The following is a 15,897-nucleotide window of genomic DNA, read 5'->3' as shown; positions in this document are numbered from 1 at the left end:
CCACCCATGTCTGTTCCCATCTCGCGCGGGCACAACCCGCTGCGTGACCCCGATGACCGCCGACTCAACCGGATCGCGGGTCCCAGCGCCCTCGTGATCTTCGGCGTCACCGGAGACCTGTCACGCAAGAAGCTGATGCCCGCGGTCTATGACCTCGCCAACCGTGGCCTGCTCCCCCCGGGGTTCGCCCTCGTCGGGTTCGCCCGCCGCGACTGGGAGGACCAGGACTTCGCCCAGGTCGTCTACGACGCGGTCAAGGAGCACGCCCGCACCCCGTTCCGCGAGGAGACCTGGACGCAGCTGCTCCAGGGCATCCGGTTCGTCTCGGGCGAGTTCGACAACCCCGACTCGTTCCGCAAGCTCCGCGAGACCATCGAGAAGCTCGACGTGGAACGCGGCACGATGGGCAACCATGCGTTCTACCTGTCGATCCCGCCGAAGGACTTCCCGCTCGTCGCGAAGCAGCTGAAGGACTCCGGTCTCGTCGGCGAGAACAGCGACGATGACGAGCGCTGGCGCCGTGTCGTGATCGAGAAGCCGTTCGGGCACGACCTCGAGTCCGCCCGCGCGCTCAACGCGGCGCTCGAGGTCGCGTTCCCCGCGGACTCGATCTTCCGCATCGACCACTACCTCGGCAAGGAGACGGTCCAGAACATCCTGGCGCTGCGCTTCGCGAACGAGCTGTACGAGCCGATCTGGAACCGCAACTACGTCGACCACGTGCAGATCACCATGGCCGAGGACATCGGCGTGGGTGGCCGTGCGGGATACTACGACGGCATCGGCGCGGCGCGCGACGTGATCCAGAACCACCTGCTGCAGCTGCTCGCGCTCACCGCGATGGAGGAGCCCATCAGCCTCTCCGCGGAGCACCTGCGCGCCGAGAAGGAGAAGGTGCTCGCCGCGGTGCACGTGCCGGACGACCTCTCCCTCGCCACGGCTCGCGGCCAGTACGCCGGCGGATGGCAGGGCGGCGACAAGGTCACCGGTTTCCTGGACGAGGAGGGCATGAACCCCGACTCCACGACCGAGACGTATGCGGCCATCAAGCTCGAGATCGACACCCGCCGCTGGGCCGGCGTGCCGTTCTACCTGCGGACCGGTAAGCGCCTCGGACGCCGCGTGACCGAGATCGCCGTGGTGTTCAAGCGCGCCCCGCAGCACCTGTTCGGACGCGGCAACGCCTCCGAACTCGGGCAGAACGCGCTCGTCATCCGCGTGCAGCCGGATGAGGGTGTGACGATCCGCTTCGGATCCAAGGTGCCCGGCAGCGGCACCAACGTGCGCGACGTCACGATGGACTTCGGTTACGGTCACGCCTTCACCGAGGCGAGCCCCGAAGCCTACGAGCGTCTGATCCTCGACGTCCTCCTGGGCGACCCGCCGCTGTTCCCGCGGCACGAGGAGGTCGAGCTCTCCTGGAAGATCCTCGACCCCGTGGAGAAGTACTGGGCGGCCGTCGGCGGCCCGGTGGAGCAGTACGCTCCGGGCTCGTGGGGTCCGGCATCCGCCGACGACCTGCTGGCCCGCGACGGACGAGTCTGGAGACGCCCGTGATCATCGACCTTCCCGACACGACCGTCAGTCAGGTCGCCAAGCAGCTCGTCAAGGTGCGCGAGGAGGGCGGCGCCGTCGCTCTCGGTCGTGTGCTCACCCTGGTCATCGCCGCACGCAACGGTGTCGCCGAAGCGGCCATCGACGCGGCGAACGACGCATCGCGTGAACACCCGATGCGCGTCATCGTCATCACCACAGGCGACGGCGAGTCCCGTCTCGACGCCCAGATCCGCGTGGGCGGCGACGCCGGCGCGAGCGAGGTCGTCGTGCTGCGCGCCTACGGAGACGCCGCGAGCAACGAGGAGAGCCTGATCACCGGCCTTCTCCTTCCCGACGCACCCGTGGTCGCCTGGTGGCCGGAGGACGCTCCCACCTCGCCGGCGACGTCTCCGCTCGGTCGCATCGCCCAGCGCCGCATCACCGACGCCGCGACCTCCCCCGATGTTCGCGACCGGCTGGCGCTGCTCGGCCGTACCCACGCGCCCGGCGACACAGACCTCGCCTGGACGCGCCTGACGCACTGGCGCGAGCAGCTCGCCGCCGTGCTCGATCAGCCTCCGTACGAGCCCATCACGGCCGTCGAGGTGCGCGGCGGCTCGGCTTCCCCGTCGACCGCGCTCCTCGCCGCCTGGCTGCAGATGGCTCTCGGGGTTCGCGTGCGCTGGTCGTACGAGAATCCGGAGCACTGGCAGGAGGGCATCAAGTCGGTCCGTCTGACCCGTGCCTCCGGCGACATCCTGCTCGAGCGCCCGTCGCCCGGCATCGCCATTCTGACGCAGCCGGATCAGCCGAACCATGATCTCCACCTGCCGCGCCGCACCCTCCGCGAATGCCTCGCAGAGGAGCTGCGCAGGCTCGACCCCGATGTCCTGTACGGTCGAGTCATCACCGAGGGCTGGGAGAAGCTGGGTCCGCCCGAGACTGGAGAGTGACGTCGATGCCGGTATCGTCCGCAGAGAAGCGGGTCGTGGTGGAACCCACACCTGCCGCCCTCGCCGCCCGAGTAGCAGATCGTTTCCTCACGCGTGTCCGCGCGCGCACACGGAACGGTCGTCTGGCCCATATCGCCCTGACCGGCGGCTCGATGGGCGGTGCCGTGCTCCGCGCTGCTGCCGACGATCCGCGGTCGGCCGCGATCGACTGGTCGCTGGTGCATTTCTGGTGGGGTGACGAGAGGTTCGTTCCACGCGACGACGCCGACAGGAACTCGCTGCAGTCGCGCCAGGCGCTCCTCGACCACATCCCCGTGCCCGCCGAGAACGTGCACGAGGTGGCGGGTCCGGAGACCGGAGTCACGCTTGACGAGGCGGCCGCTGCTTATGCTGCCGATCTCGCCCGATTCGGCACCGACGAGCACCCGTGGCCGTCCTTCGCCGTCTGCTTCCTGGGTGTCGGACCGGACGGACACATCGCCTCGCTCTTCCCGGACCGCGAAGAGGTCACCGTCACGGATGCCGCTGTGCTCGCGGTGCGCGATTCTCCGAAGCCGCCGCCCGAGCGCGTCACGCTCACGCGGCCGGTGCTCAACTCGTCGAAGCGGGTGTGGCTCGTGCTCACCGGCGCCGACAAGGCCTCGGCCCTCGGACTCGCCCTCGCCGGCGCGAGCTACACGAGCGTTCCCGCGGCCGGCGCCAAGGGCCGCAAGCGCACCGTGTTCTTCGTGGATGAGGCCGCCGCCTCCGAGGTCTCACCCGACCTCATCGATCAGGCGTACTGACCCGTCGCGTCGCTCTGAACCCGCGCGAGCCGCTACGGCTGCTGTGTGGGATCGGAGCGCCGCGGCGGTGCGTCCCCGTCGTCCGGGTTCTCCGGACGTTCAGGAGCATCGACGGTCGTCGTCTGCGAGGAGGGTTCTGCCGAAGGTCCCTGGTCCTGCGCGGTCGGGCTGCTCCCACGCTCGATTCCCAGCTCCTGGCTGTCACTGAGCACCTGCGGGTGGTAGCGGGCGAGGCCCACCACTCCCCACACGGCGATGGCGCCGGCGATGGCGAAGATGACCATGACCCACGGCGGCGCGGCTGCGGCCTCGCCGAGCACGATCATGCCGATCAGAACCGCGACGAGCGGATCGACGACCGTGAGGCCGGCGATCACCAGGTCGGGAGGTCCCGAACTGTACGCGGTCTGCACGAAGTACCCGCCGACCGCGGCTGCCGCGAGGAGCGCGACGACGCAGATCGCGGTGATCCACTCGAACTGACCAGCCTCGATGCGCTTGATGATGACCTTAGCGAGGGTGGCGACGAAGCCGTACAGCACACCGGCGCCGACCACGTAGAACAGCGCCCGCATGCGGTGACGGAGTATCAGCCAGCAGGCCCCGAGCACGATGATGACCACCAGCAGGAGGGCGAGGATCACGAAGAGCTCGCGTTCGGTCACCTCCTGCTCCGTGGCGTAGATCGCGGCGAAGAAGACGAAGAGGAAGATGCCGCCGACGCAGCAGGCTATAGCCGTGAGCGATTGTCTCGTCGGGGCATGACCCGACACTCTGGCGTTCAGGAGGGTCGTGATGACGAGGGCGATCGCTCCGAGGGGCTGGACGACGATCAGCGGGGCCTTGACGAGCGCGGCGAGCTGACAGACCACCGCCAGCCCGAGCATGAGCGTGCCGACGAGCCAGGAGGGCCGGGTGAGCAGCCGTTTCAGCTGGTCGAAGCTCAGTCCCGACGCGCCATCTGCGCCGCTGAGACGCTCGACCTTCTCGACGCCGCGGTGCTGGTACTGCGCGCCGAGCGACATGAACACCGCGCCGGCGAGGGCGAGCGGGATCCCGAGCAGGATGCCGGGGTCCTGGAAGGCTCCGACGAGCTGATCGCCGACCTGTTCGGCCCCGTTCATCCATACCCCAGCAGTCACGGTACGAGCCTACCGGGCGAGCGCCGCCGACTAGGGTTGTGACGTGGCTGTACTTCCGATTCGCATCATGGGCGACCCCGTCCTGCACTCCCCCGCGTCCCCCGTCGACGAGATCACCGACGACATCCGCACGCTCGTCTCCGACATGTTCGAGACCATGGACAGCGCCCCGGGAGTCGGGCTGGCCGCCCCGCAGGTGGGCGTCCCCCTGCGCATCTACACCTACGCCTATGTGGACGACGACGATCAGCCGTGGCGCGGGGTGCTCATCAACCCCGAGCTCTGGATGGTGCCGCTCGAACCGGGCGACCCCGACCCCGACCTCGAGTCAGAGGGCTGCCTCTCGTTCCCCGGCGAACGATTCCCGCTGCGTCGCTCGGAGCGGGTCCACGTGACCGCGACCGACCTGGACGGTCGACCGGTCACGATCGACGTCGACGGCTGGCGCGCACGGATCATGCAGCACGAGTTCGATCACCTCGACGGCATCCTCTACGTGGACCGACTCTCCGACGGCGACTGGAAGACCGTGCAGAAGATCGCACGCAAGCGCGGATGGGGCCGTCCGGGGGCGAGCTGGATGCCCGGCGTGGACGACCTCGAAGGCTGAGCCGAACCCCGACTGGAGATCGTGTCCCCGAAGGCACGAAGGAAGATCACGATGGAGCTGTACCGACGACCCTCTCTGCTGTTCGCCGCGGGCGCCCTGACGCTCGCGGTCGCCCTGGCCGGCTGCGGGACCGCTGAGCCCGCGGCGGAACGCAGTCCGACCGACGATGGCGGCGGTGTCACGAAGAGCGAGGCTCCCGCTGTGGCCGTCGGTGACTGTCGCCTCGAAGCCTCCAGCGGCCTACCCGAAGACGCAGAGGTCGTCCCCTGCGCGGAACCGCACGACGAAGAGATCTTCCACGAGGTCGAGCTGCCCGAGGGCGCCTACTCGCAGGAGGCCGTCGAAGCCTCCTCCGCCGAGTGCGTCGGCGATGCGTTCACGGCCTTCGTCGGCGTGGCCAGGGAGGAGTCCGCGCTCGGCGTGTACCAGATTCCCCCGACGGAGGAGACGTGGGACGGACCCGACGGGCGCGTCCTCTCCTGCGTGCTGTTCGACCCTGCCGGACAGATCGAGGGAACACTGGAGGGCGCCGCGCGCTGAGCGAACTCCGTCGTCGGTGACACTCAGCCGTCCGATGCGCGCAGCGCGAGCCACGCGGCGACACGATCGTCCGGGTCCGCCAGCGACAGACCGATCAGATCCTCGATCCGTCGGATGCGTGCCGTCAGGGTCTGCCGATGGATCCGCAGTCGGCTGGCACTCTCCCCCCACGCGCTGTTCGTTGCGAGGAAGACCCGCAGCGTCTCGATGAGCTCGGTCCCCTGATCCCCCGCACGGAGCGGATCGAGCAATCGCCCGACTCTGCCCACCTGCTCCCGATCGAGCTGACCGAGCACGAAGGACACGGTCGGTATCGCGGTGTAGCGAGCGACGCGGTCGCCACCCGTGCGTGCCGTCTCACACGCTTGACGCGCCTCGTCGACGCTCCGGGCGAGTGACTCCGTTGCGGCCGGGCGCCCCAGACCGAGGTACAGCGTCGATGCGAACGCCTCGACGCGATGCGCGATCTCCTCGGCGTGTTCTTCTCTCAGCAGGCCCTGGAAGAGCCCTCGCTGGGAGGTGAAGACATGCTCGGCACCCAGTTCGTCCAGCCAGACAGCGAGCAGATGTTCGACGTCGACGCCGCTCGTGCGCGATGCCAGAGCAAACCCGACCAGACTCCGTTCGTGCACGCCCCAGCGGCGGAGCAGACGCGTGGCGCCGTCGCCCCCCTCGAGCACCGTCTCGAGCATCATCGATCGGCCGAGTCGTTCGAGATGGCTGCTGTCGCGCGTCCTCATGAGCAGATCGAGCAGCGCTGCGGCTTGCGAGCTGAGTTCCCGGCCCCGACCGGAGCTGTCGTTGCGCGGAGCGGTGACGAGCTGTGCGGTGATGTCCTGTCCGGGGCCCACGGGATGAACCTGCAGTGCTCGATGACGAACCCGGACAGGCCGACCGATCGCGACCGCTATCGCGTCGTCGATGTGGAGGCTCCCCGCACCGGCAGTCGTGATCACCTCGCCGTGCCGGTCGAGGAGCACGGCCCACCCGTCGATCCGGTGCGCGAGTTCGGCGATGACACCCGTGATGCCGCTGCGTCGCGCCGCGAGGGTGAGGACCCGCATCGCGGAGGTGATCGCCCGCGCCTCCGCAGCCTGGTCGACGGCGAGAAGTGCCGTGAGCCGAGGCATGAGCAGCTCCTGCGTCGTCCGCGCCCCGACGATCGCGGTGATCCGCGCCGTGGAGAGCACCTGGCGGAGAGGAGGTGTGTCTGCGCTCGTGACGAGCACGATGCCGCGCAGGAGGGCTATGCGTTCCGGATCGTCGACGAGCGCGAGGACCGCCCGCTCGTCCGTCGTGACCAGCGTCGTGAAGAGCCGGTCGGTCGGGACGCCGAACGCGTCGATCGCGACGACCGAGTTCACGTGTCGTGCGCTCGGGACCTCCCCGTGCAGGAGCTCGCCATCCAGGTACCGCGCCACGGAGACGACATCACGAACCATGTCTCGATCATACGAAATGTCGAGAGCGGGCGACGCGCTTCACACTTTTGTCGGATGCCCTGAGCGCGTGCGTTCTCCTAGCATCGTGCGCATCCCCTCTCCACCCGAAGGATGTCATGAAAGCTGTTGTCTTCCGCGATCCGCAGTCACCGATCGAATTCGTCGACGTCGACCTCGCGCCGCCGCGCGCCGGCGAGGTCCGTGTGCGAATCGCGGCCGCCGGCGTGTGCCACTCGGACCTGCACGTCAAGCGCGGCGAATGGGATGCCGCTGCTCCCCTGGTCATGGGGCACGAGGGATCCGGTGTCGTCACCGAACTCGGCGAAGGCGTGACCACGCTCGCTGTCGGCGATCACGTGGTTCTGAGCTGGGTGCCGCCGTGCGGCGAGTGCCGGTACTGCCGCGCCGGCCACGAGGCCCGGTGCCAGAAGGTCGCGACGGTGGTCGCACCGCTCGGGGTCCTGTTCGATGGAACTTCGCGTCTCAGCCGCGACGGCGAGACGCTGCACCACTATCTCGGCGTCTCCTCCTTCGCCGAAGAGGTCGTCGTACCCGCGTCGGGTGCCGTGAAGGTCCGCGACGACGCACCGCTCGACGTCGTCGCCGTCGTCGGGTGCGCCGTGGCCACGGGAGTGGGCGCCGTGCTCAACACCGCCGCGGTCGAACCCGGTTCCACCGTCGCGGTGATCGGGTGCGGCGGCGTGGGCCTCAACGTCGTCCAGGGGGCGCGACTCGCCGGCGCGGAACGCATCGTCGCGATCGACGTGCGACCCGAGAAGACCCAGCTGGCGCTGCAGTTCGGCGCGACCGATCGCATCGACGCCTCGCAGGGTGACGCCGTCGCGCAGCTCCGTGAACTGATCTCCGACGGGGTCGACTATGCGTTCGATGCCATCGGACGCACCAGCACGACGGAGCAGTCGATCCAGATGCTCGGACTCGGCGGCGCCGCCGTGATCGTGGGACTCCCCCCGACGGGCGCCCGCGCCTCGTTCGAGCCCCTCGTGCTCGCCGAGGCCGATCAGCGCATCCTCGGATCGAACTACGGATCCGTGCGGCCCTCGATCGACGTTCCCGCTCTGGTCGACCGGTACATGGACGGTCAGCTCAAGATCGACCCCCTGATCTCCGGACGGCGCCCGTTGTCCGAGGCCGCGGCCGCGCTCGACGACCTCGAGACCGGGTCGGCACTCCGCACCCTCCTCATCCCCTGACCGCGCACCGCGGCCCCTCGCCCCTGAAACCCGAATCCAGGAGAACCCATGTCTGACACCGTCGTCGCCCCACCCGGCGCGCCCAAGGATGCCGGTCTTCGCACCGGCGTCATGAGCGGGCCTGAACTCGCGGCCCAGGCCATCGCCAACATCGCCCCCAGCGCCGTCATCGCCTTCACCGCGGCGGCGATCTTCCTCGGTGCAGGAAACGGCACCATCTACGCCTTCGCTCTGGCGACCATCGTCATCCTGTGCGTCGGCTACTGCGTGGTCGTGTTCGCTCGCAAGCACGCCTCGGCCGGATCGCTGTACACCTATGTCTCGAAGGGGCTCGGACCGTTCGGTGCCTTCCTCGCCGGCGTCACCCTGCTGATCGGGTGCTTCGGCATCGCCGCCGCCTCCCTCAGCGGTTCCGTCAGCTACATGGCGCAGTTCCTCCGCATGCTCGGCCTTCCGGCCCAGGGACTCGGATGGGACATCGGCCTCGCCGTGATCCTCGGCGGGCTGGCGACGCTGTTCACCATCCGCGGCATCCGTCTGTCGGCTCGGGTCTCGCTCGTGCTCGAGCTCGTCTCGGTCGGCATCATCCTCGTGCTGCTGGTCGCGGCGCTCATCTGGGCAGGACCGGCCGCGTGGGATCCCGCGCAGGTGCTCGCCACCGGCTCCTCGTTCCAGGGAGTGGCATCGGGCATGGTGCTCGGCATCCTCGGTTTCGTGGGGTTCTCCTCGGCCGATGCACTCGGTCGCGAGGCCAAGGAGCCGTACAAGGCGATCCCGCGGGCGATCATGTGGAGCGCGCTCGGCGTCGGCGTCCTGTACGTGTTCGCCGCGTACACGCAGATCACGGTTCTCGGCGACGACCTCGCCACCTCGGCCACCCCGCTGGAGAGCATGTCGGCTCTCATCGGCATGCCGGGCTGGTTCGCCGCCGCCCTCACGATCGGCGTCTCGGCCTCGTTCTTCGCGGTCGTCGTCGCTCCACTCAACGTCATCGGGCGCATCGTGTACGTGATGGGCAAGGAGGGCGTGGTCGCCGAGCGATTCGGCCGCACCCATGAGCAGCACCTGACCCCGCACCGCGTGTTGATCATCGCCGGCGCGGCCGCGATCACCGTGGACATCGTGCTGCTGCTCTCCGGCGCGGCCACCGGCGACATCCTCGTCTGGGTCAACACCTGGGGAACATACGGCTACATGGTCGCCTATGCCCTCGTCGCGATCGCCTGCGTCGTCTACACGCAGCGGGCGACGATGCGCAACGGACTCGTCAAGGTGTGCGCGACCATCGCGGTCGTCACCATGGCGTACGTGTTCTTCGCCAACGTCTGGCCCGTCCCGGCGTTCCCGTACAACGTGATCCCGTACATCTTCCTCGCGACCGTCGCCCTCGCGCTGACCCGGTACCTCTACCTGGCGCGACGTCGGCCCGACGTGATCGCGCGGATCGGCAACACCGAGACGAGTGCGATGGAGGGCGTGGGCTGAGCCCGCCTCTCCGCTGACGAGAAGAGCCCCTTCGATCGAAGGGGCTCTTCTCGTCGCATCGGCCGCTCGACCCGCCGGGAACGAGAAAACCCCCTCCGTGGAGGGGGTTTTCTCGTTGGCTCCCCGGCTTGGACTCGAACCAAGAACCTGCCGGTTAACAGCCGGCTGCTCTGCCAATTGAGCTACCGAGGAATGTGCCCGCTCAGCGGGCAACTCGACAAGCTTAGCAAACTCCGGACCGACTTCATGACACCGGGGCACCCTTCGCGGATGCCGGGCGTGTCGTTCTCAGCGGCGGGAATCCGACTCCGCATTCGGCACCCACAGCAGGTCGCGTCCGACGCCGCGGGCGACCACGTGACCGGCGCGCAGCATGAGCGTCTCGGCGTTGAGCTCGCGGATGAAGTCCGCGTCGTTGGTGACGAGCAGCGCTGCCATCCCCTGTTCCTTCCGGCGTCGGGTGATGGCGTCGAAGACCACCGGCCGCACTTCGAGATCGAGGTTCGCGAGGATCTCGTCGGCGATCAGAACCTTCGGCTCCAGGACGAACGATCGCGCGATCGCGACCCGCTGACGCATCCCGGCGCTGAGTTCGTACGGGAATTTGGCCGCGGTGCCGAGGGGAAGGTGCAACTCGTCCAGGAGCGTCGCCACACGGATCGAGAGCGCCTTGGTGTTGACCTTGCGCTCGCGGACGAGGATCGGCTCGGCGATGACCTCGTTCACGGTCAAGCGCGGCGGCAGGTCGGCCCCCGCCCCCTGCGGCACGAAGCCGGTGCGGTAGGTGAGGATGCGGTGTTTGCGTCCCGGCCGGCGCACATCGACGCCGCACACCTGCGCGCTTCCGCCGACGACCTTCACCGAGGGGTCGGTGGAACCTGCGAGAGCGGCGACCAGCGTCGACTTCCCGGATCCCGTGGGACCGGCGACGCAGATCAGTCCCCCGGGAGCGAGAGCGAAGGTGACGCCGTCGACGGCGCGGTTCGGCATCCCGTGTCCGATACGGTCGATCACCAGATCCGAGCAATCGATCGCGTTCGTGGATTCTGGCCTGCGGGACATGTGTCCATCCTGCCTTCTTCGCGGTGCCGGTCGGCGTTACGACTCGGCGAACCTCTGGCGCTCGGCATCGATGTCGCGCAGGCGCATCCGCAACGCACGGCCACCGTCGGAATCGGCCGGCACCCGCTGCACGGCGCCGAGAAGCTCCTGCTTGTCACGCTCGAGCTGACGCAGGACGAGTCGTCGGGCGAGGTCGGCGACGGTAGCGACGGCGCGCTCCTCGTCGCGAGCGGGGAAAGGCGTCATCAGCAGCTCACCCGCCAGCGAACGGTAAGGCTCGCGGACGCTGTTGACAGCCTCCGTCACCCAGCCGGCCCTGGTGCGGTCGGGTGCCGACGCCACGGCTTCGCGCACGGCGTCGAGACCGGGGGTGCGGAACGGCATGCCCAGCGCTCGGCTCAGGAGTGCCTGATCGACCTGATGCCCGTACTGCAGAGCGCCCATCAGCGCGTCACGCTCGACGGCGACATCGGGGGTGCGTGGAAGGCTCGCGAGGGTGACCGGCGCCACGACGGACGCGCCGGTCGCGGGATCGACCTGCGGAACTTCGCGACGCGGATGCTGCGGCGTGGAGCCGCCCCGCGCCGCCCGCTCGACCTCGCTGCGCACCTCCGTCGGATCCATCCCGAGTCGCCGTGCCAGGACACGCTCGTACCCCGGACGAAGAAGCTGATCGCGGATCTCGGCCACGATCGGCGCCGCGGCCCTCAGCGCACCGACGCGCCCCTCGACGGTTGCGAGGTCGAAACCGCCCAGCTTGCGGTCGATCGCGAACTCGAACATCGGCTGTTTGGTGTCCATCAGACCCCGCACGGCCGCATCGCCGCGCTGGAGGCGCAGATCGCACGGGTCGAGCCCGTCGGGCGCGACCGCCACGAACGTCTGCGCGTTGAACCGATCGTCTTCCGTAAACGCTCGCAGCGCGGCCTTCTGGCCGGCCTCGTCGCCGTCGAAGGTGAAGACGACCTCGCCGGACGCGTTGTCATCACCCATCACACGCCGCAGCACCTTGATGTGGTCGGTGCCGAAGGCCGTGCCACACGTCGCGATGGCGGTGGTGAGACCGGCGAGGTGACAGGCCATCACATCGGTGTACCCCTCGACCACGACGACTCGGCGGGGGTCGCCCCGCGCGATGTCCCGCTTGGCGAGGTCGAGCCCGTAGAGCACCTGAGCCTTCTTGTAGATCGGGGTCTCAGGGGTGTTCAGGTACTTCGGGCCGTTGTCGTCGTCGAAGAGCTTGCGCGCGCCGAAGCCGATCGTCTGCCCCGACACGTCGCGGATGGGCCACACCAGGCGTCCGCGGAACCGGTCGTAGACGCCGCGCTGTCCGGTCGAGACCAGGCCGGCGTTGCTGAGCTCTTCACGTGTGAAGCCCTGCGCGGTGAGCGCCTTGAGCATGCCGTCCCAGCCGCGCGGCGCGAAGCCGACACCGAAATGCGCGGCGGCTCCGGCATCGAAGCCGCGCTCCCCGAGAAAGCGGCGGCCGGCCTCGGCATCCGGTGTGAGCAGCTGCGCGCGGAAGAACTCCGCGGCCGCGGTGTTCGCGGCATAGAGCCGACTGCGCCCACTGGTCTCGGGTGCCGCTCCCCCGTCTTCGTAGTGCAGCGTGTACCCGATGCGGCCGGCGAGACGCTCGACCGCCTCCGTGAAGCTGACATGGTCCATCTCCCGCAGGAACGAGTACACGTCACCCGACTCGCCGCAGCCGAAGCAGTGGTAGTACCCCACCTGCTGGCGCACGTGGAAACTCGGGCTCTTCTCGTCGTGGAACGGGCACAGCCCCTTGAGCGAACCCACGCCCGCCGACTTCAGCGCGACGCGCTCACCGACGATGTCGGCGATGTTCGTGCGCGCCTTGACCTCGTCGACGTCGGCCTGCCGGATGCGTGGCATCAGTGCGCCCCTTCGGCGACGGGCCGCCTCTCGGCGTGCGCCCGAGCCCCGGGTCGGGCATGACGAGGAGTCCAGATGCCGACCTCGGCAGGATCGATCTCTCCCACGAGCCGGTTGTGCCAGTCGATCGCGCTCTGGTCGGTGAGGCTCGCGATCTGATCGACGACCACCCTGGCACGCTCGGCATCGCTCTCCGCCGCGATGAAGTCGGCAGCGAACGCGGGCTCGAGCACGTCGGATCCGGCGGACCACAGAGCGTCGGTCGACCAGAGCGCCTCGGCGAGCCGCGTCAGAACACGCCGCTGCTCCTTGTAGACCCCCTTGCGGGCCTCGATCGTGACGATGGCCTGCCCCATGATGCCCTTGAGCACGGCGATCTCGACCTCGATCACCCGGGGCACGATCACGTGGGCGTTGTAGCGAACCAGAGCCGTGCTTCCGTACGCCTCTTTGGTGGCGGCGACAGCGGCCTTGGCGAATCGGCCGATCAAGTCGCTCGTGAGGTTCTTGAGCCGGGCGAGCGCCTGCCGCGAGCGGTCGAAGGACGCCAGCCACATCGGCTGGGACGACAGGCGGTACAGCGCATCCGCCAGCTCGTCGCGAGTGAAGTCGTATCCCACCCACTGCTGGATGCGGCCGAGGAGCGCGTCATGAGCGCTCGGATCGGCGAGCTGCGCCACGTCGACGTATCCGTTGACGATCGCGTCTTCGAAGTCGTGCACCGAGTACGCGATGTCGTCGGAGAGATCCATGATCTCGGCCTCGATGCAGCGCAGGCGTCCGGGGGCTCCCTCGCGCATCCACCGGAAGACGGCCTCGTCCTCGGGATACACGCCGAACTTGAGCCGCCCGCCGGGGTCGGGCACCGGGCTGTCGACCGTCCACGGGTACTTGCACGTCGCGTCCAGGCTGGCGCGGGTCAGGTTCAGTCCGACCGATCGGTCATCGTCGTCGAGCACCTTGGCCTCGAGCCGGGAGAGGATGCGCAGCGACTGGGCGTTGCCCTCGAAGCCGCCGATCGGCTCCGCCCATTCGTTGAGCGCCCGCTCGCCGTTGTGTCCGAACGGCGGGTGGCCCAGGTCGTGGCTCAGGCAGGCGGTGTCGACCACATCGGCCGAGACGCCGAGAGCGACCGCCAGCTCCCGTCCGACCTGCGCCACCTCGAGCGAGTGGGTCAGGCGGTTGCGGGCGAAGTCGGCCGTGCTGGCCGGGCTCAGCACCTGTGTCTTCGCGGCGAGCCGACGCAGAGCCGCGGAATGCAGCACGCGTGCACGATCGCGCGCGAAGTCGTTGCGCTCCGAACGATGGGTCTCCGCGAAGAAGCGCTCGGCGTCGCGCGCGTCGTAACCGTCGGCGCGCAGGCCGACCTGAGGATCAACCGCCACTGTTCTCGATCTCCGCTCCACGCATCATCTCCGATGCCGACGAGGCGAGCTCCCGCGACTCCAGCCACTTGTCCGGCAGTGCCGTCCGCTTCGGGTGCCCGGAACGTCCGCGCTGCCCCTCGGCATCCGCACCGGGATACGGAGCGGTGTGATCGAGTCGCCCGAGGAAGTCGTCGATCTCCGCGAGGCTGGACGCGGTGGCGAGCCCGGTGCGGATGTCACCACCGACCGGGTATCCCTTGAAATACCAGGAGACGTGCTTGCGGATGTCACGGCACCCGCGATCTTCGTCTTCGAAGAACTCGACCAGCAGCTCGGCATGCCGACGGAAGGCGTTCGCGACGAACCCGAGCGTGGCGTCGACCGTCTTGCCCTCGCCACCGAAGGCGGTGGCGAGCTCACCGAACAGCCACGGGCGTCCGAGGCAGCCGCGTCCGACCACGACACCGTCGCAGTCGGTCTGCGCCATCATGCGCACGGCATCGTCGGCGGACCAGATGTCGCCGTTGCCCAGCACGGGGATGCTCGTGACGGCCTGCTTCAGCTCGCCGATCGCGTTCCAGTCGGCGTGCCCGGAGTAGAACTCGCCCGCGGTGCGCGCGTGCAGGGCCACGGCGGCTGCACCGGCATCCTCCGCCGCGCGCCCGGCGTCGAGGAACGTCAGGTGATCCTTGTCGATTCCCTTGCGCATCTTCACCGTGAGCGGCACGTCACCCGCTGCCTTGACCGCCTGGTCGACGATGTCGGCGAACAGCTTCGACTTCCACGGCAGCGCTGCTCCCCCGCCGCGGCGGGTGACCTTCGGCACCGGGCATCCGAAGTTGAGATCGATGTGGTCGGCATGGTCTTCCGCGACGATGATGCGCACGGCCTCGGCGATCGTCTTCGGGTCGACACCGTAGAGCTGAATGGACCGCGGCGTCTCGGACTCGTGATGCCGGATCAGCCGCATGGTCGTCTCGTTGCGCTCGACCAGCGCGCGCGAGGTGATCATCTCGCTCACGTAGAGTCCGGCGCCGTACTCGCGGCACAGGCGCCGGAAGGCGGTGTTGGTGATACCCGCCATGGGTGCGAGGACGACCGGCACGTCGAGGTCGATCGGGCCGATGCGAAGGGGGCGGGCGGGGGCGGTGGCGAGAGTCATGTCCTCTCCATTCTCCCAGACGCGGAGCCCGGAGGGATGCGGCGACCTAAGCTGTGAATATGACCGATTCCGCGCTCCGTTCGATCCCGTTCACCGACGCCAAGGGCGAGGAGAAGACGCTCGACGATCTCGGCGCCGACGTGGTGCTGGTGGTCAACGTGGCGTCCAAGTGCGGACTCACCCCGCAGTACGAGCAGCTCGAGGAGCTGCAGCGCCTGTACGGGGACCGCGGCTTCACCGTCGTCGGCTTCCCCTGCAACCAGTTCTTCGGCCAGGAGCCGGGTTCCGTCGACGACATCCTCGAGTTCTGCTCGACGACCTACGGCGTCACCTTCCCCGTCAACGACAAGGTCAAGGTGAACGGCAAGAACGCGTCAGAGCTCTACAAGGCGCTCAAGGAGACCCCGGACCAGGGCGGCAAGGCCGGGCGGGTCGAGTGGAACTTCGAGAAGTTCCTCGTGCTGCCCGACGGCGACGTCCTGCGCTTCCGTCCGAAGCAGAAGCCGGACGCCCCCGAGATCGTCAGCGCGATCGAAGCAGCACTGACCCGCTAAGTCACGACGGAGCGAGAGCGGGGTCGGCGCGGTTCACCTCCGCGTAAGCCGCGCGCTCCCCTGATCTGCGGGCGAACACGGGGCTCGTTCACCTCCGCGTCAGCCCGACGCCATCTGGCCTCCCTAGTCTCACCGCGGCGAACATCGCC

14 protein-coding genes and 1 tRNA gene are annotated in these 15,897 nt (G+C 68.8%); 8 read left to right on the top strand and 7 right to left on the bottom strand.

What is annotated here, in order from left to right; translation table 11 throughout:
• Nucleotides 1-6 precede the first annotated feature (6 nt).
• Genes zwf through pgl form a run of 3 tightly spaced genes read left to right on the top strand, consistent with a single transcriptional unit; the run spans nt 7 to nt 3,274 of the window.
• The gene (gene zwf, locus AC6CHX_RS01465) at nt 7-1,557 is read left to right on the top strand and encodes a glucose-6-phosphate dehydrogenase (protein ID WP_136042026.1); all 1,551 of its coding nucleotides are present in this window, start codon (nt 7-9) and stop codon (nt 1,555-1,557) included.
• Nucleotides 1,554-2,489 carry a glucose-6-phosphate dehydrogenase assembly protein OpcA gene (locus AC6CHX_RS01460; protein WP_498271377.1) on the top strand — a complete coding sequence of 312 codons (936 nt, stop codon included), beginning with the start codon at nt 1,554-1,556 and terminating at the stop codon, nt 2,487-2,489. Before zwf ends, AC6CHX_RS01460 begins: the two co-directional genes overlap by 4 nt.
• Before the next feature lie 5 nt (nt 2,490-2,494).
• Entirely contained in the window at nt 2,495-3,274 is a 780-nt protein-coding gene (gene pgl, locus AC6CHX_RS01455) for a 6-phosphogluconolactonase (protein WP_498271376.1), read from the top strand.
• A gap of 32 nt (nt 3,275-3,306) precedes the next feature.
• Here the strand turns inward: pgl and AC6CHX_RS01450 are convergent, their stop codons facing one another.
• On the bottom strand, nt 3,307-4,398 hold the full coding sequence (locus AC6CHX_RS01450) for a DMT family transporter (RefSeq protein ID WP_498272013.1): 1,092 nt from the start codon (nt 4,396-4,398) through the stop codon (nt 3,307-3,309).
• Between the two features lie 61 nt (nt 4,399-4,459).
• On the opposite strand from AC6CHX_RS01450, the gene def reads away from it, so the two are divergent.
• Together def and AC6CHX_RS01440 are read left to right on the top strand one after the other, a co-directional pair.
• Nucleotides 4,460-5,026: a peptide deformylase gene (def, locus tag AC6CHX_RS01445; protein ID WP_498271375.1), complete on the top strand. Its 567-nt coding sequence runs from the start codon at nt 4,460-4,462 to the stop codon at nt 5,024-5,026.
• Nucleotides 5,027-5,077: 51 nt separating this feature from the next.
• Complete coding sequence (locus AC6CHX_RS01440) at nt 5,078-5,566, top strand: hypothetical protein (protein ID WP_498271374.1); 489 nt, start codon at nt 5,078-5,080, stop codon at nt 5,564-5,566.
• A 23-nt stretch (nt 5,567-5,589) separates the two neighbouring features.
• On the opposite strand, the gene AC6CHX_RS01435 is transcribed toward AC6CHX_RS01440, so the two are convergent.
• Nucleotides 5,590-7,008, bottom strand: a complete 1,419-nt coding sequence (locus AC6CHX_RS01435) for a PucR family transcriptional regulator (RefSeq protein WP_498271373.1) — start codon at nt 7,006-7,008, stop codon at nt 5,590-5,592.
• A gap of 116 nt (nt 7,009-7,124) precedes the next feature.
• On the opposite strand from AC6CHX_RS01435, the gene AC6CHX_RS01430 reads away from it, so the two are divergent.
• Together AC6CHX_RS01430 and AC6CHX_RS01425 are read left to right on the top strand one after the other, a co-directional pair.
• Nucleotides 7,125-8,222 carry an alcohol dehydrogenase catalytic domain-containing protein gene (locus tag AC6CHX_RS01430; RefSeq protein WP_498271372.1) on the top strand — a complete coding sequence of 366 codons (1,098 nt, stop codon included), beginning with the start codon at nt 7,125-7,127 and terminating at the stop codon, nt 8,220-8,222.
• Between the two features lie 48 nt (nt 8,223-8,270).
• The gene (locus AC6CHX_RS01425) at nt 8,271-9,707 is read left to right on the top strand and encodes an APC family permease (protein ID WP_498271371.1); all 1,437 of its coding nucleotides are present in this window, start codon (nt 8,271-8,273) and stop codon (nt 9,705-9,707) included.
• A 116-nt stretch (nt 9,708-9,823) separates the two neighbouring features.
• Here AC6CHX_RS01425 and AC6CHX_RS01420 read toward each other — a convergent pair.
• From AC6CHX_RS01420 to dusB, 5 genes are all read right to left on the bottom strand, one after another.
• Nucleotides 9,824-9,899 (bottom strand) — tRNA-Asn (locus AC6CHX_RS01420).
• Nucleotides 9,900-9,995: 96 nt separating this feature from the next.
• Nucleotides 9,996-10,769 (bottom strand): ATP-binding cassette domain-containing protein, encoded by a 774-nt coding sequence (locus AC6CHX_RS01415; RefSeq protein ID WP_136042018.1) that lies wholly within the window; start codon nt 10,767-10,769, stop codon nt 9,996-9,998.
• A gap of 36 nt (nt 10,770-10,805) precedes the next feature.
• Nucleotides 10,806-12,665, bottom strand: a complete 1,860-nt coding sequence (gene dnaG, locus AC6CHX_RS01410) for a DNA primase (protein WP_136042017.1) — start codon at nt 12,663-12,665, stop codon at nt 10,806-10,808.
• Entirely contained in the window at nt 12,665-14,050 is a 1,386-nt protein-coding gene (locus tag AC6CHX_RS01405) for a deoxyguanosinetriphosphate triphosphohydrolase (protein WP_498271370.1), read from the bottom strand. The genes dnaG and AC6CHX_RS01405 overlap by 1 nt, the downstream gene beginning before the upstream one ends.
• Nucleotides 14,040-15,194 carry a tRNA dihydrouridine synthase DusB gene (dusB, locus tag AC6CHX_RS01400; protein WP_029261735.1) on the bottom strand — a complete coding sequence of 385 codons (1,155 nt, stop codon included), beginning with the start codon at nt 15,192-15,194 and terminating at the stop codon, nt 14,040-14,042. Before dusB ends, AC6CHX_RS01405 begins: the two co-directional genes overlap by 11 nt.
• A gap of 59 nt (nt 15,195-15,253) precedes the next feature.
• On the opposite strand from dusB, the gene AC6CHX_RS01395 reads away from it, so the two are divergent.
• Entirely contained in the window at nt 15,254-15,748 is a 495-nt protein-coding gene (locus AC6CHX_RS01395; RefSeq protein ID WP_400858419.1) for a glutathione peroxidase, read from the top strand.
• Nucleotides 15,749-15,897: the final 149 nt, after the last annotated feature.

This window comes from Microbacterium sp. GQ128 (genome assembly GCF_059758615.1).
The sequence above is the reverse complement of the archived record's forward strand: the minus strand, read 5'-3'. Positions and strand labels throughout refer to the sequence as shown.